The sequence below is a fragment of the Silvibacterium bohemicum genome (assembly GCF_001006305.1).
GTDB classification, from domain to species: Bacteria; Acidobacteriota; Terriglobia; order Terriglobales; family Acidobacteriaceae; genus Silvibacterium; species Silvibacterium bohemicum.
Window position 1 is genome coordinate 601,515 of the sequence record NZ_LBHJ01000001.1, and the last position, 21,430, is coordinate 622,944.

Annotated in this window: 16 protein-coding genes; 8 read left to right on the top strand and 8 right to left on the bottom strand. The window is 58.1% G+C overall.

The genetic code is table 11. The features are described from left to right. Nucleotides 1-38: 38 nt before the first annotated feature. Nucleotides 39-494, top strand: coding sequence for an FHA domain-containing protein (locus tag XX99_RS02625; protein ID WP_050057799.1), 456 nt, complete (start codon nt 39-41; stop codon nt 492-494). Between the two features lie 66 nt (nt 495-560). On the opposite strand, the gene XX99_RS02630 is transcribed toward XX99_RS02625, so the two are convergent. From XX99_RS02630 to XX99_RS02640, 3 genes are all read right to left on the bottom strand, one after another. Beyond that, complete coding sequence (locus XX99_RS02630) at nt 561-926, bottom strand: hypothetical protein (protein WP_050057800.1); 366 nt, start codon at nt 924-926, stop codon at nt 561-563. A gap of 283 nt (nt 927-1,209) precedes the next feature. Continuing rightward, complete coding sequence (locus tag XX99_RS02635; protein WP_231581117.1) at nt 1,210-2,469, bottom strand: alkaline phosphatase family protein; 1,260 nt, start codon at nt 2,467-2,469, stop codon at nt 1,210-1,212. Nucleotides 2,470-2,647: 178 nt separating this feature from the next. Then, the gene (locus tag XX99_RS02640; RefSeq protein ID WP_050057801.1) at nt 2,648-6,064 is read right to left on the bottom strand and encodes a TonB-dependent receptor; all 3,417 of its coding nucleotides are present in this window, start codon (nt 6,062-6,064) and stop codon (nt 2,648-2,650) included. 456 nt (nt 6,065-6,520) lie between these two features. On the opposite strand from XX99_RS02640, the gene XX99_RS02645 reads away from it, so the two are divergent. Next, entirely contained in the window at nt 6,521-7,798 is a 1,278-nt protein-coding gene (locus tag XX99_RS02645; protein ID WP_156185756.1) for a hypothetical protein, read from the top strand. 22 nt (nt 7,799-7,820) lie between these two features. On the opposite strand, the gene XX99_RS02650 is transcribed toward XX99_RS02645, so the two are convergent. Next, complete coding sequence (locus XX99_RS02650; RefSeq protein WP_197081815.1) at nt 7,821-9,026, bottom strand: lactonase family protein; 1,206 nt, start codon at nt 9,024-9,026, stop codon at nt 7,821-7,823. Nucleotides 9,027-9,296: 270 nt separating this feature from the next. On the opposite strand from XX99_RS02650, the gene XX99_RS02655 reads away from it, so the two are divergent. The 6 genes from XX99_RS02655 to XX99_RS02680 all read left to right on the top strand — a co-directional run bounded on the left by XX99_RS02655 (nt 9,297) and on the right by XX99_RS02680 (nt 16,708). Next, nucleotides 9,297-10,601 carry an MFS transporter gene (locus tag XX99_RS02655; RefSeq protein ID WP_050057804.1) on the top strand — a complete coding sequence of 435 codons (1,305 nt, stop codon included), beginning with the start codon at nt 9,297-9,299 and terminating at the stop codon, nt 10,599-10,601. Nucleotides 10,602-10,664: 63 nt separating this feature from the next. Further along, entirely contained in the window at nt 10,665-11,945 is a 1,281-nt protein-coding gene (locus XX99_RS02660) for an ATP-binding protein (protein WP_082125189.1), read from the top strand. Nucleotides 11,946-12,022: 77 nt separating this feature from the next. Continuing rightward, nucleotides 12,023-12,652: a response regulator gene (locus XX99_RS02665; RefSeq protein WP_050058086.1), complete on the top strand. Its 630-nt coding sequence runs from the start codon at nt 12,023-12,025 to the stop codon at nt 12,650-12,652. A 47-nt stretch (nt 12,653-12,699) separates the two neighbouring features. Then, nucleotides 12,700-13,479: an RraA family protein gene (locus XX99_RS02670; RefSeq protein WP_231581118.1), complete on the top strand. Its 780-nt coding sequence runs from the start codon at nt 12,700-12,702 to the stop codon at nt 13,477-13,479. A 174-nt stretch (nt 13,480-13,653) separates the two neighbouring features. Then, nucleotides 13,654-15,246 (top strand): PLP-dependent transferase, encoded by a 1,593-nt coding sequence (locus tag XX99_RS02675; RefSeq protein WP_050057806.1) that lies wholly within the window; start codon nt 13,654-13,656, stop codon nt 15,244-15,246. A 40-nt stretch (nt 15,247-15,286) separates the two neighbouring features. After that, nucleotides 15,287-16,708 (top strand): amidohydrolase/deacetylase family metallohydrolase, encoded by a 1,422-nt coding sequence (locus XX99_RS02680; RefSeq protein ID WP_050057807.1) that lies wholly within the window; start codon nt 15,287-15,289, stop codon nt 16,706-16,708. A 26-nt stretch (nt 16,709-16,734) separates the two neighbouring features. On the opposite strand, the gene XX99_RS02685 is transcribed toward XX99_RS02680, so the two are convergent. From XX99_RS02685 to XX99_RS02700, 4 genes are all read right to left on the bottom strand, one after another. Continuing rightward, nucleotides 16,735-17,910, bottom strand: coding sequence for a lactonase family protein (locus XX99_RS02685; protein ID WP_050057808.1), 1,176 nt, complete (start codon nt 17,908-17,910; stop codon nt 16,735-16,737). Beyond that, nucleotides 17,907-19,448 (bottom strand): FAD-dependent oxidoreductase, encoded by a 1,542-nt coding sequence (locus tag XX99_RS02690; RefSeq protein ID WP_082125191.1) that lies wholly within the window; start codon nt 19,446-19,448, stop codon nt 17,907-17,909. Before XX99_RS02690 ends, XX99_RS02685 begins: the two co-directional genes overlap by 4 nt. 40 nt (nt 19,449-19,488) lie before the next feature. Beyond that, the gene (locus tag XX99_RS02695) at nt 19,489-19,977 is read right to left on the bottom strand and encodes a RidA family protein (protein WP_050057809.1); all 489 of its coding nucleotides are present in this window, start codon (nt 19,975-19,977) and stop codon (nt 19,489-19,491) included. A 68-nt stretch (nt 19,978-20,045) separates the two neighbouring features. Continuing rightward, entirely contained in the window at nt 20,046-21,341 is a 1,296-nt protein-coding gene (locus XX99_RS02700; protein ID WP_050057810.1) for a selenocysteine synthase, read from the bottom strand. Nucleotides 21,342-21,430 lie beyond the last annotated feature (89 nt).

Genomic DNA, 21,430 nt, shown 5'->3' on the forward strand with positions numbered 1-21,430 from the left:
AATTTTATGACTGCCAAAGTTCACTTTAAGGATTACCCATGCACGTAACGCTGACTTGCTCAAACACGAGCACGCAGGAAGCAGTCGAAGCAGAGTTGGAGATAGGAGAGAGAGTAGTCGTGGGGCGGCAGCTGGGCAGCCCATTGATGCTTCAGGGAGAAGCACTCTCGCGGCAACATTTCGCGCTGTCCGTCGTCGACGACCAACTCACAGTCGAGAATCTAAGCAGCAACGGAACCCGAATTAACGGAGTGTCCTTGCCTCTGCAGGAGTCATCGCCCGTACAGTCAGGCGACTTTATAGAGTTGCCGGGTTATCAAATTCGCGTTGAACTACGGGAGGCTGGTCACGATGCCATTGCAGGGGAGGGAAAGTCCCCTGCATGGCAAGCGTACGGCAAGATCGCGCTGAAATTCTTCGACCCGCTCGAGATCACACTTGCGATTTGCTCTCTCGCCTGCATCGGGATCTTTATCTATTACATCGCTACGTAGTCGGTAGCGAATAGAAGGAACGGCAGGGAATTGATATTCCCAGAGTTACGAAGCGACTGCTTTTACTTATTTCGTTGCAGCCGCCGCTCTCTTTTTAGGAGCGGTCTTTCGCGCGACTTTCTTGGCTATCTTCTTCGCGGGGCGCCGCACCGACTTTAGTCCAGCTGTCTTGCTGGCTCGCCTGGATTTTGCCCAACGCGCCTTTTGCGCGGCTGCGATCTTGGCCCGGCCTTCTGCACTCATGCTCCGGCCCTTTGCGGGTTTCTCGGTTGGCTTGAGCGGTGTAGTTCCCACAGTTGCACTGGACTTAGAACCAGCGGGGCGGCCGGGTTTACGCTTAGTTGCGGCTGCCGATCCGGTCAATAACGACTTCACCTGTTGCAACCGCTCTATTTCCGCATCAATCGAAAGAATAATGTCTTTTGTATTCACGAGCCCTCCACCCAAGAGAATAGCCTAATGGATGTCTTTGGCCAGCACTAATTCCCAACGGGAGAGATTATTTGCGATCTCTCTTGCTGCTTCGGGTTTCCCCGTGATAGGGCACGAAGAGATTTTTTCTCTACTTAGCGAAAAGTTTCGATGGATCGGCCCCGTTCTCTTTTCCAAAACATAGTCCATGATGTAGGCCGCAACGGGAAACTATCGCCTCGAGCTACATACGTGAACTTTGTGCTCAGTTAGGAAAGGAAAACGGGAGCCGTTTTCGGATGATTTATTTGCGCAGCAAATCCTGAAGCGGCGGTTGCGTGGCATCCGGTAGTTGAAGCCCTAGAATTTTAGCTATGGTCGGGGCGACTTGAAGATTAGAGATGGTGCCGAGGTGAACGCCGGGGCGGATGGCTGCTCCAGAAGCAATGAAGAGCGCCTGCATGTCGGACATCGAGTTTAAATATCCATGCTGGCCGCGGGGGGCATGGGCGCGCACCAACGGACCGGTAATCTCATCGCCAAAGGCATAATCCGGTGCAGCGGCGAGGTATAACTGCGGAGCTTGATCGGTTGCAGTGTCCGAAGGCAAGCCCAAGGATCGTGCTTCTGCGTTGGTATAAACGTGCTCGATGCCGGGAACTGTGGAGAAATAGGCCTTCAGCTTCTCCGTCAATTCCGCGCGGCCGGTGACGTCGCGAATGTAGAGCGAGGCGATTCCGCCTTCGGCTTTTGCCCATACCGTGCCGACATACTTGTCGCCTTGCGAGTGGAGATATCCCTGCTCCAGCAGCGGGACATTGGGGCTGATGGTATGCGTGTAGGTTGCAAAGCCGTGGTCGGAAGCAATCACAAAGGTAGTTCGATCGGCGATGCCGGCCTGTTTCACGGCGTCCACGACACGCTGCAGGCAATGGTCGGCATAAGCGTATGCAGCATACGCAGCGGGAGTGAGTGGACCATACTCATGCTGAATGGAGTCGGTTTCCAGGAGATGAAAGAGCAGCAGGTCGGGCGTGTGCTTCTCGATGATGTCGACGGCTGCGTCCGTCCAGATTTCGTCGCGCCATGCCGGAGTGCTGTTCTCTCCAAAACGTTCTACCTGCTCGTGAGTTATCAGGCCGCGTGAAATCAGCTCCTGCGGAATCGCGTCGTGAATATCGGGGCGCTCTCCAAATTGCCATTGCACGCCGTGGGCACCATAGATGGCTACCCAGTCAACCTGGCCGGTGGTGAGACCTTTCTCGGCCGCGGCCTCATACAAAGTGCGGGCGTGAACTAACTTATCTTTATCAGTCCAAGGCTCGACACCCGGAGCCTCACCATCGGCGGGGAATTCGATGAGGCCGTTGGCCATCACATGATGCTGGCTGGCGTTGACGCCGGTGATCAGTGCGGTGTGGTTCGGCCAAGTCACCGTGGGATTGATCGGCGTCATCGCATCCGCAACCGCACCTGCCGCTGCGAGCGCACGCAATGTCGGCATGGGCAACTGCGGATCGCGCAAGGCACGCGCTGGAAATCCATCCAGTGTGACCAGGATCACAACCGGCTTTTTGTGTCCGCGAGTTTTGGCGGGCTGAGATGCAGTATGAGAAACGGCAGGCGCCCATACCAGGGCCAGGAGAGAGATGAAACGCAGAGATGTAAGCAATTCCCGGAGCCTTGTCCTTAATAGAAATCAATCAAGGGACTGCTTATTGGCAGTCCCTCTCTGGAGTTGGTTAGAAGATTAGTTTCAGGCCGAATTGAATCTGCCTGGGCGTATTGTTCTGGGACGTGATCTCTCCGAAGGTGGTGTCCGTCACGCCGGTATCCGGTGAAGCGAACTGAACGTGGTTGAAGGCGTTGAACATTTCGGTGCGGAACTGCGCAGTAACTCGCTCCGTGGGATGAAACTCCTTGAAGAAGGAGAGATCGGTGCTGTTGAGGCCGGGAGCCCGCAGCTCGTTGTAATAAGCCGGTCCATTTCCCAGAGTAAATGGCGCAGGCTGACTGAAGTCGCCGGTATTGAAATATTTGTTGAGCCGCTTGTGAATGTCTCCGTGCAGCGCGGCGTTTTTGAAGTTGGTGTCAGCGTAGAGCGTTTGGAAGTTAAAGCTGGAAAGCGTGTTGCTGGCGCTGATTTGCAAGGGGGTGCCGGTTTGGATGGTGGTGATGCCGTTGACCTGCCAGCCACCGATGATTGCATCTTCGAGCCGGGAGATGTGTGAGCCGAACATATGTCCGCGGCCGAATGGCAGCTCATAAATGTAGCTCATGATGAAGCGCTGGCGCATATCCTGCGAACTGACTGCGTAATCTGCCATGGGATCGAAACTGTTTTGATGGTTGGTGCTGTTATCGAAGTTCTTAGCCCAGACATACGAGCCCTGCAGTTGCAGACCTGAATTGAAGCGCTTATCCAGGCGAAGCTGCAGTCCGTCATATTGATCATTGCCTCCGGCGAGAAAGAGCGGCAGAACGCTGGTGAACTGCGAATACTGCTTGAGTAGCTGGCCACGCGAGGTAGTGGCCGCGGCCAGGGTGCCGGTGGTGATCGATCCGAAGTAGGGATTGGCTACTGAATCGTTGAGGTGCGAGCCGAGGGCGAGGTCCGCAACGGGCAGCTGGTCGAAGTCGATGCCGCCCTCGCGGCTCTGTTGCTGCTTGCGTCCACGATTGCCGACGTATGCGATGTCAAATGTGAACTCGTGGGGCAGAGACTGCTGCACATCGAGATTCATCTGCACGGTATATGGGGTAGGGGTGTTCTGTATGGCGCCTTCGATCTGTCCTCCTACCCCGGTCAGCAGGCCTTGCGACGCGCCGGGCGGCGGTTGAAAGCCCTGAGGGAAGGGGTTGTCGAGGGTATTGTAGGGCGTGATGCCATCCAGTGTGCTTACCCAGGTATTCTGCACGCGGAAGCCGTAAGGGCCAACTGTTCCTGCCGCAGCCTGCGCGGAAGGACCATAGACAACCGCTCCGCCGCCATGGACGACCGTGCTCTTGGTCGCGGAGTAAGCGAAGCCGACGCGTGGAGCTACGTTGTTGGCGTCGATGTGGTACTGATGACGGCTGCGGCCATCCACACCTACGAAGACCAGGCCACCCTCGAGCCCGTTTACTACAGAAGCCAGTGGAGAGGGTGCAGTCGGATCGAAGTAGTTCATGCGGTTGAAGCGTTCGGTGCGCGGTGTATCCAGGTCATAGCGCACGCCGAGGTTCAGCGTGAGTTTCTGATTCACGCGCCAGTCGTCCTGTGCGTACTCGGCGAGGTAGTAGCTCTGCGAGGCATCATCCTTGTAGGCCTGGATCAGGTCGCCGGTTCCGGTTCCGAGCAACATCGATGCGAGTCCGTTGCCGGTATTTGCGCTGGCCGCGTTCGGATTCGGCCCCTGGGTGAAGTTGGTGCCGAAGGAGAAGTTCCCGGAGCTGTCGGCACTCTCGTGGTCGTTGACGCGGATGAGACGGCCGTCGAAGCCGAACTTGAAGACGTGAGGCCCACGCACCAGGGTCAGTGAAGAGAGCAGGCTATAGGTCATGAAGGCATTGTGGCGGTTGCCGTTATTGCCCAGTCCCTGATAACCCGTTGGCGAGAAGACGGGAAAGAGCGGCGTGCCGCTGGCCGCGTCGAGAGTGTTCGGCAATCCGAGCGTAGAGGCCTGGAAGCCGAGGCTGGTGTTCAGGTAGTTGTAGAGAGTGCGTGCGAAGCCGAGGCGCGCGTCGAAGATGGTGCGTTCATTGGGGGTCGCCGTGTAGCCGAGAGTCAGACCGCGATCAAAGTCTTCCCCGTTGATGAGGCCTTCCGCAACCGCATCTGCTGCAGGAAACAGCGGCTTCGGGTCGCTGTCGAAGTAACGGTCCGAATATCGTCCGAAGAGCTTTTGCTTCTGGCTGATGGTGTGGTCGATGCGGATATCCCAGGCATTGATCACATTGCTTGTGCTGCCGTTGGCGTAGTAATTGTTGGCGTTTGTGGTGGGATTTCCTACTGTGTTCGGCTCCGGATAAAACGAGAGGGCTTTCTGTGCCACCGAGCTCAGCAGGTTCTGGGGAATTTTATTGCCGGGGAATGGATCGCGGATATATCCGCTGCCATTCGGATTGGGGCGCGTCGAAAACGGATTGTAGACGACGATCGGCTGACCGTTCGCGCCAAAAGTCTGTGAGAAGTCTCCGGTCCGCTGCAGCGCAGTGGGAACGGTAGCTGTCAGAGACTGGAAATCGCTCTCGCGCAGCTCTTCGGTCGAAACGAGGAAGAACGTGCGGTCTTTGATGATGGGACCGCTGAAGATGCCGCCGAACTGATTGCGATGAAACGAGGGAAGCGGTTTGTCGTGAAGCTTGGAGAAATAGTCGTCGGAGTCGAAGTTGGTGATGCGGTTGAATTCGAAGGCCGTTCCGTGGAATTGATTGGTGCCCGACTTGAAGACCACGTTCAGGATTCCATCGAGACTGCGGCCGTATTCTGCCGGGTAGTTCTGCGCGAGCAACCGAAATTCACCGATGGCGTCCACGGAGGGGAAGATGCCGATGCCCGAGTTGCCATTGACTGTCGGAAATCCGGCAGGTGTGCCGTCCACCAGGACGTCGGTGTATCCCTGCCGGCCGCCGTTCACCGAATAGCTGACCGAGTTGTAGTCGTTGCCGACGGAGCCGGCAAAACCAGGCGCCAGTTCGAGCAGCGCATACGGATTCCGGCTGTTCAGAGGGAGATTGCGGATCGAAGTGCCGTTTACCTCGTCGCTGACGACGGATGTAACGGTATCCAATGTGGAGACGTCGGCATTGATGGTGACCGACTGCTGGACCTGGCCGAGGCTGAGGACGACATTCTGTCCGGCGTGCTGCGCCAGGTCGAGCCGGATGCCGGTCTGGTTGTAGATCTCGAAACCTGGCGCTTCCACCTTTAGCCGATAGATTCCCGGCTGCAGATCGAGAAGGGAATACTCTCCCTTTTCATTGGAGGTCGCGACGGTTCGCGCGTTGGTGGCGACTTCGGTAGCGGTGATTGTCGCTCCCTTGACTGTCGCTCCGGCTGAATCATGTACGATGCCGACCAGACTGGACCCTGTGATCTGGGCCAGGCCGATTCGGCCGACGATGAGCAGCAGGAGCAGGGCTGCGTAGTGAAACGACTTTCTATGGATCGATTGCATCTGAGGCGTCCTCCGGTCCCGAAAGGTGGAACTTTTGCTGTTGGTTCACGGCTGGCTGCAAGATTCGAGCGCGGAACGGCAGGCCGATCCCGGCAGATTTGCAACCAAAACTGAGCGATTGATCTATGTCGACGAGTGAAAGCCAACGTTCCTTGCGGATGTGCTCACTGTAGGCAGGGAGGCGTGCAGCCATTCCGGTGTTTCACAGTGAAAGCCACGGCTGGCTGACAAGACGTTTAGGATGATTCGTTTACTGGATGTTCATGGGCGCGTGTTGCAACCGTTGCAGCTTCGCCATTAACACTCTGTTCATGCCAATCCCTTTTACTGAAATCAGTCCCCATGTCCACCGCCGCACCGAATCTTGAAAGCGAACCGAAGCGTCTGGCACAGGATCCTCGATGGGCGCTGGCACGCCGAATCGCGGGGTCGTCGACCTTCGCCCGGTCCGAGCAAATGCCGAAACTCCTCCTTTATGTCTGCAAAATGACCATTGCCGATCGCGCCGAGGAGATTAATGAGCAGCGCATCGGGGTGGAGGTTTTCGGACGGGCGCCCAATTACGATCCCGCCGTGGACGGAATCGTTCGTTCGCACGCGACTCGTTTGCGTCAGAGGCTGGAGATATATTTCAACGGTGAAGGCATTCATGAGCCGCTGCGCATCGAGATACCCCGCGGAGGGTATGTTCCACGTTTCTATCCGGTAGGGCGGGAGGCGAATCAGGTCGCGGATGTCCCGGTCCGCGCCGATAAATCTGTCGAGACGCCGACCGCGGAGCTTCCGCTTCCACGGCTGCCTGACCCCGCGCCTGCTCCGGATAGATGGTTTCATTGGAAATGGCTGAAGCCGTTTCTGGTCGGGTTGTCTCTTGCTGCCGTGGCAATGGCTGTTGAGCATCACCTGCGGCACGACGCAGCGATCGCATCTGCATCTAGCCATTCGGGAATCAAGCAGACAGAGATCGAGCGGAGATTCTGGGGTACGGTGTTTCCCAACGACGGGCGAACGTTAATCGTCCCTGGGGACAGCGGGCTGGTCCTTTATGAGACCTCAACCGGCCAGGAAGTGACTCTCTCCGATTACATTGGCGGCGGCTATCGCGATCCGAACCATATTAAGGCGGTCGCTCCGGCGGCCACGCAAGCGGTGGTGTTGAACCTAGCCGGGCGGCGATATACCAGCATTGTGGATCTGGATATGTCGACTGAGTTGTCACACTTGCCGCAGTGGAATTCGGAACGCGCGGCCACGGTTTTTGCGCGCGACCTGAGACCTTCGGACGCCAGCGCTTCAAATCTGATTCTTATCGGCTCCAAGGAGGCGAATCCTTGGGTCTCGCTCCTTGAGCCATCGATAAACTTCGTCCTGGTTTCGGATAAGAAATGGGGATTCCGCTTTCTCAATCGGCATCCGCAAAACGGCGAGCTGCAGGAATATGTACCGCAGGAAGAATCGGGTGGTATCGGGGCTCCCGCTGTTTATGGCGACGTCGTCTATCTTCCCAATCCCAGCGGAAGGGGCATGATCCTGGTGCTGGGAGGATTGTGGATGTCGGGAACGCAGTCGGCGGGAAACTTCGTGCTCGACAGCGCGCGTTTCTCCGATTGGCTGAAGTCCATTGCCCGCCCGGATGGATCGATTCCGCCCTTCGAGCTCCTGATTTCGACGAAGAGCCTGGAGAGCAGCGCCACCGATTCCACCATCATTGCCAAGCGCGTGTATTCGAAATAACGGCGCGCTTGGCGAATATCAATTACGAGACAAAGACGATTGAGTTCGGGCTGCCTACGCCGGTGTAACTGCCGGTGAAGTTGAGTACTCCGGTCTTCCTATCAATCTTGAAGCAGGCGATGCAGTCGCTTCTTAGATCACATGCATAGAGAAAGCGGCCGCTCGGGTCGATGCTGAGGCCGGTGGGATAGTCGCCGAGTGTCGAGGTTTCTCCCCTCGAGGTTAGACGCCCGGTCGTACCAATGGCGAAGACCGCGATGGTGTCATGCAGCCGGTTGGCTGCAAAAAGAAAGCGACCATCCGGAGAGACCAGGATCTCCGAAGAGAAGCTTGTACCCTGAAAGCCTTTGGGGAGTGTCGAGATCGTCTGCTGTGAGGTCAGCTCGCCAGTTTCGGAATCATATTGAAAGAAGACCACGGTCGAGGCTTCTTCCTGGATCGAGTAGAGCCAATGCCCATTGGGATGAAAGGCAAAGTGTCGCGGCCCATCTCCCGAGGGAAGCTGAGCATAAGGCATCTTCTCCGAGGAGCTTAGTTTGCCGGTGCTCGTGCCGAAACGGAAGATTGCAATTCGATCCTGTGCCAGGTCGGTATAGAGGACGAATCGATTGTCGGGCGATGGTTGAACCATGTGGGCATGCGGCCGGTCGTGGCCGCTGATGGCGAAGTTGGGGCGTGGCGCGCTTGTCGACTGGCGTGAACCGATGGAGCCGGCATCCTGCTGGAAATCCGTTGCTGCTCCCAACTCGCCGCTGGCCAGGATGGGAAGCACAGCGACGCTTCCGCCATCGTAGTTCGCAACCAGGACGTATTTGCCAGAGCGATCGACGCTGAGATGTGTGGGGCCAGGACCTTCGGAGCTAACCTTGTTGAGAAGTTTCAGATCCCCATTCTCTGGATCGATTGCGTATGCACTGACGGAACCACTCTTGCCATGACTGCTGGGAAAGTCGGTGACTTCGTTGGTGGTGTAGAGAAATTTCTGTGAAGGATGAACGGCGAGACAGGAGGGGCTCTCGGCCTTGGCTGCCAGCTTGACGAGCGATAGTTCTCCGCTCTGTCGATTCATTTCGTAGAGATAGATCCCGTCGCCGCTGCCTCCATTGCCGACCGCGCCTGTATAGGTGCCCACATAAACGAATAGTTTCTTTGCCGCTGCGCTGCCTGCCTGTTTCTGGGCGACGGAAACTAATGAGTGAGTGATGGCGAGAGCGCCGATACCTGTCAAGAAACTGCGGCGGGAGTGTGCTCCCGAGAAACTACGATGTCCCGGCAAATGGCGGATCCTTATTCGTTTTTTGTGCGTGGTGAAATTGCATGTTCAATCTACCAGAAGCGCACAACGGCGAATCCACTGAATGGAAGCCAGACCAAGCTTCGCAGAAAATAGTCGAAGTCTGGGACATATGGCCTAGGCGCGTAACGCGGATGCATTGTCCGATGCAGTAGAGTGCAAAGACAGCACTTCGTGCATTTGCTTGCCGATGAGGAGACGACGATGGCCGTCGTACGACGTACCCGGGTCAGATATTTTTTAGGCTTCTGGTTATTCATTCTTAGCGCTGTAGCCTTTCTGGACCGCACCAATATCTCGATCGCCGGTTTGAACATCAGCCGCGAATATGGCCTCAACAATCAATCGCTCGGCTGGATCTTCTCCGCATTCCTGATTGGTTATGCAGGCTTCCAGCTTCCGGCGGGGATTCTCGCTGCCCGCTTTGGGCCGCGGCGGGTGCTTACGCTGGGCGTTTTCTGGTGGGGCCTCGCGACTGCTCTTACCACGGTCCTGCCGACAAAGATTCCTCACGCCATCCTCGTGCTCATCGCTGTCCGCTTCCTGCTGGGCGCGGGGGAGGCGGTGATCTATCCAGCTGCGAACCAGTTTGTCGCCAACTGGATTCCGCAGCAGGAGCGGGGATTTATCAATGGACTGATCTTTGCGGGTGTGGGCGCGGGCAGCGGACTCACCCCTCCGCTGCTCACGTGGATCATCCTGAGCCAAGGATGGCGCGCGGCTTTCTGGTTCAGTGCGGCGGTGGGATGCTTTGCAGGCGCCGTCTGGTGGATCTTTTCGCGCGATACGCCGGAAGAGCATCCAGGTGTATCGAGGAGCGAGCTTAAGGAAATCCGCGCCGGGCTAACATTCGAACCAGTTGAAAGAACAGTGGCAGGGATTGGGGCGAGGCCTGACAGCAAGGGCATTGCCTGGAAGGCGATCTTCGCGCGAAAAGATTTGGCGGCGCTTATGGCCGGCTACTTCAGCTTTGGATATATCGCGTGGGTATTCTTCAGCTGGTTCTTTCTGTATCTCGCGCAGGTGCGCGGATTCGACCTGAAACTCAGTGCCCGCTATACGATGCTGCCGTTTCTTTGCATGACCATTTTCAGTCTTGTGGGCGGGAGTTTGTCCGACCGCTTGACGCGCCTGCATGGTTTGCGTGTGGGACGATGCTATCTGGCTGCGGTGTCGCTCTTTTTTACCGCTATCTTCCTGGTCGTGGGCTCGCAGGTCCGCAGCCCACAGCTGGCTGGTGTGATTCTTGCCGGCGGTGCGGGCGCACTTTATCTATCGCAGAGTACATTCTGGTCGGTGTCGGTGGACATTGCCGGCCGCAGTTCGGGCGTTTTCTCTTCCCTGGTGAACATGGCCGGCCAACTCGGCGGAGCACTCACCGCGTCGCTTACTCCTTGGATCGCCAAGCATTTCGGCTGGACCACGTCCTTCGCCGTGGCCGCGTCCATGGCTCTCGTGGGCGCGGCCTGCTGGCTGGTTGTGCATCCGGAGCGGGCACTCGAGTCGTGAGCGCATGAGAAAGAGTGTTATACCTGTTTGTAATCCGAGCTTAAAAATGGTGACCTGGAGACAATGCCTGGGAAGCTGAAGCCTCTTTTGTTTTTGCTGTTATTTTCATCATTGTGCGGAGTGGGTGCAATTGCCCAGATCGCGCCCGGACCTGATGCGCCGGCCGCTCCTTCAACGGTGTCTCCGGCTGCAGCGACGCAGCCAGCCGACGGAGCGCATACTCTCGGATCAGGGAATTCAACTCCAGAGGTTAAAATTCTCGGCTGGTCGTTGACGAGCGAAGTCGATCAGGCCTCGCTCCAGCGCGGGAACGCTGTATCTCTTGACGCCGGCTCCCGGGACGTTATTTTTTTCTTCGCAGCTACACCGCTTGATGGAGCAGCCATCGAGTACCGCTATCAGCTGTCAGGCTACGACGCGGATTGGACTGTCTCCAGCAATCGCATCGCGCACTACCGGCGGATCACGCCGGGACACTATCGGTTTGAAGTGCAGGCGCATAGAGTGGGCGAGGCGTGGAGCACAGCCGCTGCACAGCTTCCCGTGGAACAGCGCCCGTTTTTCTATCAGACATGGTATGCCTACCTGCTGCTGGCTCTGGGGCTGGTGCTTCTCGCGGCGCAGCTCCTCAACCAGCACGATCAATTGCTAAAAGGACAGATGGGCATTGTGCTCGAAGAGAGGAACCGCATCGCGAGCGACTGCCATGACACGCTGATGGCGGGCTTCGCTGCGATCTCCTGGCAGCTGGAAGCAACCGCCAAGCTCTTTCGCGATGCTGGCGCGAGTACGACGCCGGCAGCGAACTCGTGCGAGCTGGCACGCAGCATGGTGGCTCACTGCCAGGCAGAGGCGCGCCGAATCATCTGGGACCTGCGCGACTCGGAGGACCTGACCGACATACTTTCGCAGGCGTTAGCGCGGGCCATCTCAGGGCAGCGCCTGCGGGAATCGGTGGCCACGACGTTCGACGTCGAAGGCGATGAGATACCTATCGCTCCCGGTGCGGTCCACCATCTGGTCTGCATCGGACAAGAGGCCGTGAGCAACGCGATCCGGCACGCCGAGCCTTCGAAGATCCACATTGGACTGCGTTATGACAGCGACTCATTGAGCCTGACGGTGCGCGACAATGGACATGGCTTCCAGCTCTCCGACAATGCGACGCGAACGGGACACTTCGGTATCCCGGTGATGCGGGAGCGCGCGCGTAAGCTTGGCGGCACGCTTTATCTGAACAGCTCCGCGCAGATGGGCACCGAGGTCATGGTTACAGTCGGCTTTCAAACGATCAATAAGGGCACGAAGCAACAGCAGCATGTCGTTCCCTGGATCGGGGTATGAATGATGACCGGGAATACATGCAGCTCAGGCCGAGACAGATTTTCAACGACCATGAACATCGGCAACGAGTGCAGAGCATGAACGCGAAGCAAATCCGGGTGTTGTTGATCGAGGATCACTTTTTGGCGCGGATGGCTCTGCAGTCGGTGTTTGCAGGCCATGCGCAGATTCGCGTCGTGGGCGAAGCAGTCGATGGTGAGCAGGGCATCGAGCTCTATCGCACATTGAAGCCGGATGTCGTGGTGCTCGATCTGCGTCTTCCGCGAGTCAGCGGATTCGATGTGATCGTGACCTTGCGCAAGATGGCGAATCCGGCGCGCATTGTCGTGCTCTCGAACTACCACGGTTCGGAGGATATCTACCGCGCTGTGCGTTCCGGCGCGATGGCATATTTGACGAAGGATGCCAGCGGCGAAGAGCTGATTAACGCGATCCAGAATGTCTCGCGGGATCTGCGCTACCTTCCGCGTGTCGCGCTGGATCGCCTGGCGGAGCGGACGCCAGTCGTCGAACTCACGCCGCGCGAGAGCGAAGTGCTGGTGTGCATCACGCAGGGCCGATCGAATCGCGAGATTGCCGAGCAGCTGGGGATTGCAGAGAAGACAGTGCGGATTCATGTTTCGTCGGTGCTCGATAAGATGGGAGCACGCGATCGGACCCAGGCAACAATCTATGCACTGCAGCGGGGATTGGTTCACTTCGACTGACTTATAGCTGTTTTTTCGTTGTGCTCAAAGAATGGAGGACGTTGGTTATGCAGACAGTTCGAGTAAGAAGACACGCGCGGTGGTTTATCGCCTGGGGACTTGGGGTTGGCGTCGTGATGGCCTGCGCTACCGCCGTGCTGCGCGCGGATACTCCGCTTACGGCGGCCGACTATCAGCGCGATCCGGCGCGGATGGTTGAAGCTTACCGGCATGTGGAGGCGGCTTCGGTTTCCGATGCTGAGGAACAGCTACTGCATGAAAAGCACTACATGTCGCACAAGGTGCAGGCCATCTTTCCTACCAAGTTCGCGGGCACGGCGCTCACGGTGCTGCTGAAGAAAGAAGAAAATAAGGACCCCGGTGCGCTCTCAGGGATGCTGGAGGCGATCGATACAGGATCAGCCGGCTCCGTATATGTGATGAAGGTTGAAGACGGCGAAGACATCGCCGGCATGGGCGGCCTGATGGGGACGGCGATGTTCGCTCGAGGCTTCGCCGGAGCGGTTATCGATGGCGGCGTACGCGATCTGCCTCAGCTGAAGAGGATTGGCTTCCCGGTGTATGCGACCGGGCCCGTGCCATCGACGTCTGTCTCCCACTATCGCTTCGGCGGAGCAAATCTGCCGATTGAGGTTGCGGGAACGATGGTGAATGCGGGCGACATCATCGCTGCCGATCAGGATGGGGTAGTGGTGGTGCCGCGGGCTCGCGCTGCGGAAGTCCTGATCCTCGCGCAGAAATTGGATGAGAGTGAGCACAGCATGTATCCGTATATTGAGAAGTTCCACTCGATCGTGGAAGCGGTAAAGCAATTCGGACGGATCTGATTTTTCAGAATCTCAAGGCAAACAGTTACCTAGGGCATTTGCCCCAGAGTCTTACGGGGCTTCTGACCCATGACAGCTCAGTTACTGTGCGGTCAGAATCGTTATTTGGCGTCGAGGCTGGTAGTTGCAGTCCGGTTGGCTGCAAGGACAGATGGAAAGATAGTGAGGAAATGAATGGCACTCTTTGAGTCGGTGCGCTGGTCCAGGCGGGATGTTCTTAAACAGTCCGGCATACTTTCGGCAGCGGCAGCGGTGGCCCCGTTCTCTGCATCGGCGGCTACGCTGGCGGAGAGTGCGCCGCAGCCGGCGACTGGCCGCGACAACTTATATACGCGCATCGGTGTGAGGCCGCTCATCAACGCCCGGGGAACATTCACCATCATCACGGGATCGCAGTCTCTGCCTGAAGTGAAGCAGGCGATGTTCGAGGCTTCGCAGTATTACGTTCACCTCGATGAGCTGATGCCGGCGGTGGGTGCTGAGATCGCCCGCCACATGGGTGCACCGAGCGCCATCGTGACTACGGGATGCGAGGCTGCGATCGCGTTGGCGACAGTCGCGTGCATCTGCGGTACTGATCCTGAGCTGTCGCAGTCGCTGCCGTATCACAAGGTTCGCAGCGAAGTGATCATTCCAAAGTATTCGCGCAACCCTTATGACTTCGGGGTGCGGATGTCGGGGCCGGAGATCGTCGAGGTCGAGACCGACGAAGAGCTGCGCGCGAAGATCAACGACAAGACGGCGATGATTTACATTCTCTCCGGGCCGCGCGCATTCACTGAACCGCTGTCCATCAAGACCATCTGCGCAATCGCCAAGGAAAAGAACATCCCCGTGTTTGTGGATGCGGCGGCAGAGGAACCCATCGTTCCGAATATTCATCTTGCCGCGGGAGCTACGTTTGTTGGCTACTCCGGTGGCAAGTGCATGCGTGGGCCGCAGACTGCGGGCATCTTGCTTGGTCCCAAAGGCCTGTGTGCCGCCGCCTTCTGGAACGCGGCGCCCCATCACAACTGGGGACGCGCGCTGAAGGTCGGCAAGGAAGAGGCGATGGGCATGCTTGCCGCCGTGCAGCAGTGGTACAAGCGCGACCACGAGGCCGAGCAGAGGCAGTGGCTGGAGTGGAATCAGCACATCGCGAAGACGGTAGAAGGCATTTCCGGCGTGACCACGCAGATTCGCATGCCCGACGCGGACCTTTCGAACCGCGCACCCACGCTGCGCATTCGCTGGGACGCGACGAAGGTGGGCATCACCGGGACGGAGCTGGTGGAGAAGCTGGATAAGGGCACACCGCGCATCCTCGTCGATGGCGGGCAGGGACGTAGGCCGGACCAGATGGAGTCGTCGCTCGGCATCATGCCGTACATGATGCAACCGGGAGACTACAAGATCGTCGCAGAGACCATCGCCATGCATCTTCGCAATCCCGGTAAGTTTGAGAATCCGCCAGTGTATTCGGGACCTACTGCAAATCTCGCCGGAAACTGGCATGTGACTATCAACTACTCGCGCGGTGTGGGCCTGCAGCAATTTGTGCTGCAGCAGAGCGGCACAACGCTTTCTGGTGAGCAGAAGGGCGAGGTATTTACCGCGCAGTTGAAGGGAACGGTGACTGCCGACCATGCGACCATCAGCAGCACGATGGCGGTCAGCGGCAATCAGGTGCCGTATGTCTTTACGGGCGTGGTGAACGGCGACAGCTTTGCCGGCGATGTGATGCTCGGCGAGTATGGTGCGGCCACCTTCAAGGCAGTCAGAGCTTAATGGCGTCGAGCGATTCAACAAAGGGAGAGGTGAAATGAGGATGAAGCGGGTGAGTTGGTCTGGAGTAGTTTGTACCGCGGTCCTTTCGCTGGTGAGCGGCGCAGCGTTGGCACAGGAGCCTGCACGGCCTTCTGCACCCGTTCCGCCGAATCCGTTGCCCTACGATTTGCTGCTACAGGGCGGCCATGTGTTCGACGCGAAGAATCACATCGATGGACTGCGCGACGTGGGAATCAAGGACGGCAAGATCGCAGCAGTGAAGCCGCACCTCTTGAAAAAAGATGCGCTCAAAACGGTCGACGTGCATGGTTTCTATGTGTCGCCCGGGCTGATCGACATTCACGTGCACGCCTATGCTGGCACGGGTGAGCGCGGGTCTTACGCCGGTGATAATTCCGTCTATCCGGATGGCTTCACTTTACGCAACGGCGTTACGACGGTGGTAGACGCCGGCAGCTCGGGGTGGAAAAGCTTTGACGATTTCAAGGATCGAGTCATCGATCGCTCGAAGACCCGCGTGCTGGCCGAGTTGAATATCGTAGGCGCGGGCATGCGCGGACCCAAGTATGAATACAATCTCGACGACATGGACGGTAAGCTGACGGGAGAGAAGGCGAAGCAGTTTCCCGGCGTGGTGGTGGGGATCAAGAGCGCTCATTACATTGGACCGGAGTGGAAGCCATTCGACCAGGCGGTGATCGCCGGTAACGTCGCAGATATTCCGGTGATGATCGATTACGGAACGAACCGTGCGGAGCGGCCGCTGCTGCAGCTTGTTTCAACGCATCTGCGCCCGGGCGACATTTACACGCATTGCTTCTCTGGGCTGCGCGGCGAGCAGAATACAGAAACCGGAGGGCCATCCGAAGCGCTGCTGGTGATGCGCAAGCGCGGCATCTACTGCGATGTTGGGCACGGGGGCGGATCGTTCGCGTGGGCCGTGGCAGGCCCTATCGTGAAGAGTGGCTACAAGCCGGATTCGATCTCGACAGATCTGCACATCGCGGCCATGAACAGCGGCATGAAGGACATGCTGAACGTGGCGGACAAGATGATGGTTTTAGGAGAGACGATCCCCGAGGTGCTCACGCAGATGACGGTGAATCCGGCTCACGAGATCAAGCAGGATCAGCTGGGAAATCTCTCCGTCGGTTCTGGGGCGGATGTAGCGGTGCTGTCGATAGAGACAGGCACGTTCGGCTTCGTCGACATGTACAACCTGAAGCGGACCGGAACCAGGAAGCTGGTATGTCAGATGACATTGCGGGATGGCAAGGTGGTCTACGACCTGAATGGCATCTCCTCCGATTCATGGACCGTCAAGCAACACTCTGCCGATGTGACACAGGCATCGCGGTGGACCACATTCAACGAACGTCCCATTCCGTCCACCAAATATCCTGAACCCACGGTGACGGGGCAGTCGCATGCTCCTCCGCAACCGCAAGCGCCTCCGCAATAGAAAAACAGCGGACTGAAGGGAACTTTTTATACCGAATGAATGACGATGCTGGCCGCATGGCCACTCTTCATCACGCGGCGGGGAGTTCCAATGCAGGAGCCGTCTTCGGGACGTAATGCAATCGTGTCTAAACCTGCTGGCCCGAGCATGATCAGTTCATTTTCCGTCGCAATGAGATGCGTGGATAGCGGTTCCGTGCCTAGATCCACTTGCTGGATGCGGCGGAGATCGCCGGTCGAGGACGACCATGCGTATACGGCGACGGCACGATTGCCTCCTGGAGTCTGCATGGCGAGATAGAGCCGGTTGCCGGAGTGATTGCGGACGAGAGGTCCGGCAAGCTCGGCCTTGAGCGGCAGAAAATGCAGCGGCTCATCCGAGATGTCTCCATTCGACTGGATCCCGAGCACTGCAAGAGCGGGGCGAAGCTGCTGGACGATAGCTATCAAAGAGCCGGACGGATGCAGCACCAGATGCGATGGTCCGCTTCCGGGCTCGAAGCTGATGCGCCTCGCAATCGTGGGTGTAACGATGCGTTGGCGAGGAGTGGGAGCTTCTGAAACGCTGCTCACCTGATCGATACGGTCGGAGCCGAAGTCTGCAGCGTATGCGACAGGCGCAGCGGGATGGCAGACAATGCTATGCGGACGCGCCGAGCTTTGCAGCGGATGAGGGCCGGAGCCGGTGAGCTTCAATGCCGAAGGCGTTCGCAGGATCGCACCATCCTCCGCGAGTGCGAAGAAATTCCACGCTCCGCCCGTGGAAGCGGCGACCAGCAGAGAGCGGCCGTCCGGTGAAACAGTCATGTGGCTGGGGTGGGTGGCGGAAAGCGCCAGGGGCTCTTCGCCTAATCGTGAGAGAACGCCCGAGTGCGCGTCAAAGGCCAATGCCGAGACGCTGCCGCGGGGCAGATGCATGTGCGAGTCAGTGCTGTGAGCTGCGTAGAGGACGGGCAGATGCGGGTGCACCGCGAGAGCCTGTGGATTGACCGCGGGAATTGACTTCTGCAACGAAGACCATCGCGCGCCTTCGACCCGAAAAACCTCAACGCGGTGAAGCTGTGGCTGGTCGATGGACGCGAAGCCCACAAAGGCCAAGTAGGAAGAAGATGCTGGCCGCGGAGCAGCGAATAACTCTCGCGAGAGCGGAACGCTCAAAGCGAGGTTCGAAAGAAACGTGCGCCTGTTCCAGACTGGACTCATGCTCTTACACTCATTGAGCTGTGAAAGATGTTATTGGGGTCGTAGCGTTGCTTCACTTGCTTGAGAAAAGGATAGAGAGACCCGGTGCCGTAGAAGAGCTGCGGCCAAAAGGGATAGCGGAGCATGTCGACGTCGGCGTAGTTCATGTAGCAGCCCTCATGTTGAGGGCCTAGCGGAGTGCCCTGATATTCGGCTCCCACATGCGGGCCGGTGTAGACGGCGGTGAAGAACTCGTCCATGAACTTGATGCGTCCGGCGTCTTCGTCCTGGCCGCGCCAATAGCATTGCCACTGCAGCTTCATGATCGAAGAGCGCTGCGCGGTTGCTGTATCGAGAATGCGTTCGGGCCGATTGATCGCCCCGCCATAGGAATCGATCGAAAGAAATGAGCCGTGAGCATCGATACCGGGCGAGTTCAGGTATTTGTAGATGGCCGCGCACTCGGCGGGGGTGAAGGTCTGCTTCATGTACGCGGACTTATACTTTGCGCGATAGCCGCCACCGGAGCCACCTTCGGCCAATGTGGCGTTGAGCCAGGGCCGGAGATTGATACGAGGAAGCTTTCCTGGAGCGCCATGAGCAGATGTTTCAGGCGGATCGGGTTCGAACTTGGCGAAGCGATCGAAGAACTCGTGCAGGACTGAGAGGTCATTCGCTGTTCCGTCGGGATTGATGAACTGGGTGTGGATGTTGAAGCCCTCGCCCGGATTGAGAGACAGAAATGCGAAGAGGCCCCATGTGTCGGGTTCGAGACCGCGCGTCGCCCAGTAATCTCCGAATGCGATGAGCAGCTGTGTGAACTTGGCTTCTGTCATCGATGCCCAGGAGAAGGAGATGCCGGCATGGGCCACTTCGCTGGGCGCCGCTGGCAGCTTCGCAAAGTGAAAGTTGGTGATGACTCCGAAGTTTCCTCCACCGGCGCCACGGCAGGCGCGGAAGAGATCGGGATCATGATGCGCGTCAATATGGCGGTTAGTGACTTTGCCATTGGAGTCGACGGTGAGAATGTCGATGCCAGTTAACCAATCCGTTGTGAGGCCGTGGAGGCGCGAGAGCAAGCCGTAACCGCCGCCCGAGATGTGGCCTCCGGCGCCGACCATGTAACAGGTGCCTGCGGGCAAGGTGACACCGTAGCGTTTGTAAAGAGTGCGGTAGGCTTCACCGAGCACTGCACCCGGAGCGATATGAAATCCGCCCGCTGGATCGGCATCGACAGAATTCAAGGTAGAGAGATCGAGGATGACTCCGTTGGGATTGTTGGCGACGAAATCCTCATAGCAGTGGCCGCCGCTGCGGATGGTGGGGCGGAGGCCAGCCGAGACCGCACGCTCGAGTGCAGATGCGGTTTCCTCCGCACTCGAGCAGATGATGATCTGGCCTGCCGCCTCGGCATCGGTGGCGGGGAAACGCAGGTTTTGTCCGCGCTTGAGCGTCTCGAAGCGAGGGTCATGCCGATCGACGATCGAATTCGCAGGTATGGCAGACGCAGGTACAGACGAAGCGGCAACGTAGCCTTTCGGCGCGAAGCTTGCGGACATCGGATCTCCGGGGATAGCTATCTTTGCGGTGCTTATAACATCAAATGTAAGCGATCAGGTCGATCTCAACCAAGGAGTTGCCAGGGATTCCACCGGCGGGTGCGATGGTCGTCCGCACAGGAGGAATTGTCCCCCAGCGGCCGGCGTAAGCAGTGTTCATGCGCGCCCAATCCTTGATGTCATTTAGATAGACGTTGACCTTGAGGACCTTTTCCATTGACGAGCCGGCGTTGGTGAGATTTTTTTCGAGCTCGTCGAGAACATGCTTGGTCGCCTCTTCGATGGTTCCATTCTCGTGATAGCCAACTCCGGCGAGAAAGACCAGATTGCCATAGGAAACGGCGCTCGAGAAAAGCGGCGGAGCTTCGCCGGGTGCTAGGGTCTTCGTTGGATAGGACTTCTTCTCCGGCTTGGCGGTCTGAGCTTTAGCCGAGCTCGCAAGGACTGCGCTCCCCGTGATGGCTGCTGCTGCTTTGGCTGCGTTCTTGATGAGACCTCTGCGCGATGGTAGCTTTTCTATTTTTTCCATGGTTGGCTCCTCCGTTGAATCTGGTTTTGGGCAATGTTGTTTGAGTCAGTCGAGGCTACGGCCTCGAACTATGCCTGGGGATTGCTGAGCACGGCATGCAGCGAGCGGCCGACAATCTCAGCCTCGCCCGGCTGCATCATCCATGCGCCCACTACGATCGTGTTTTCATTCGAGTGTGGACCGAGCCGCCCTGTGGTGCCGGTGGCGGGGTTGAGCTCGATGCGCGGACGTTGGGCACTCAGCCGCTTCTGCACTTCGAGCGGCGTGATGCCAACGATACGGGGATCGTAGGCGAGGATCAGGTGCGGTACATGATTCGCGATCTCGGGAATGTAGATATCGCTCGTGAGTGTGGGGATGTCCTTCACAGCTTCGCTGATGACGTGGGCGCGCCGCATGTATTCGGCCTGATTGGCCTCGTCGCTTTGCTCGAGCAGCCAATCGACGGCGGCGACCATGCCCACAATCTGTTCCTTGGCGACTTTCATGCCGCGGCCGACGGCGTCAGAGTTGGGGCTGTCATTGTCGGCGGCAAGATCGATGAGATGTTTTTTGCCCAGCAGCAGGCCGGCATTCTGAGGACCGCGGATACCTTTACCTCCCGAGAAACAGACCAGATCGAAGCCCATGGCTGTATATCTCCAGAGATTTTCGACGGGCGGCACGTCGGCGGCTGCATCAAGATGGCATGGGACGTTGTGCCGGTGAGCGACATCGAGCCATGCCTGGCGATCGATGAGACCTCCTTCGGCGGAGTTGAAGAAATTGGTCATCACTGTCTTCGGAGTAAATGCCCGCTGGTAGTCGTCGAAGGTGACAACTTCCACGATGCGAACTCCGCATAGCTGCATGGCGTGGTCATATTCGTAGCGATGCGCTTTTTGGACGATGACCTCGTTCTTCATGCCAAGCGTGCCGTCTCCAGACCATACCTGCTGGGGAATCTGATTAGGGCGGGCGTGGTTGGCATCGGCGATGCAGGCGGCGGTAGCAAGAGTAAGCGCCGCGGATGCGCCTGATGTGACGAGCGCGCCATCACAACGAAGGCGCTTGGCGAGGTATTCGCCGGCTGCCGTGTGAAGCTCCTTGAGGACGACCGGATGGAGCGCCGCTTGCGCGACAGCGCGCTGCACCTGCGGTGGCATGACAGCTGCGGTGAGATAGGTATAGGTTCCGGCAGCATTGATGATGGGCTCAACGCCGAGCTTGGCGTAGTAATCATCGGCGGCAGGAACGGACTCCGTGGCTCTCGAAGCTCCAAAGAGGGGAATAGCGGGCGATGCTCCGAGCACGGCGAGCGCCGCCTGCGACCAGGTGAGGAATCGGCGGCGCGAGAGCAGACCAGGACCACTGGAGCGAAACATCGAGGACCCCCCGAATGTTCAAGACAAGACGTTCAATGCTGCGGTTGCGCATTGAACGCAACCGGCGAATGGAGTATACGTCCGTTCGG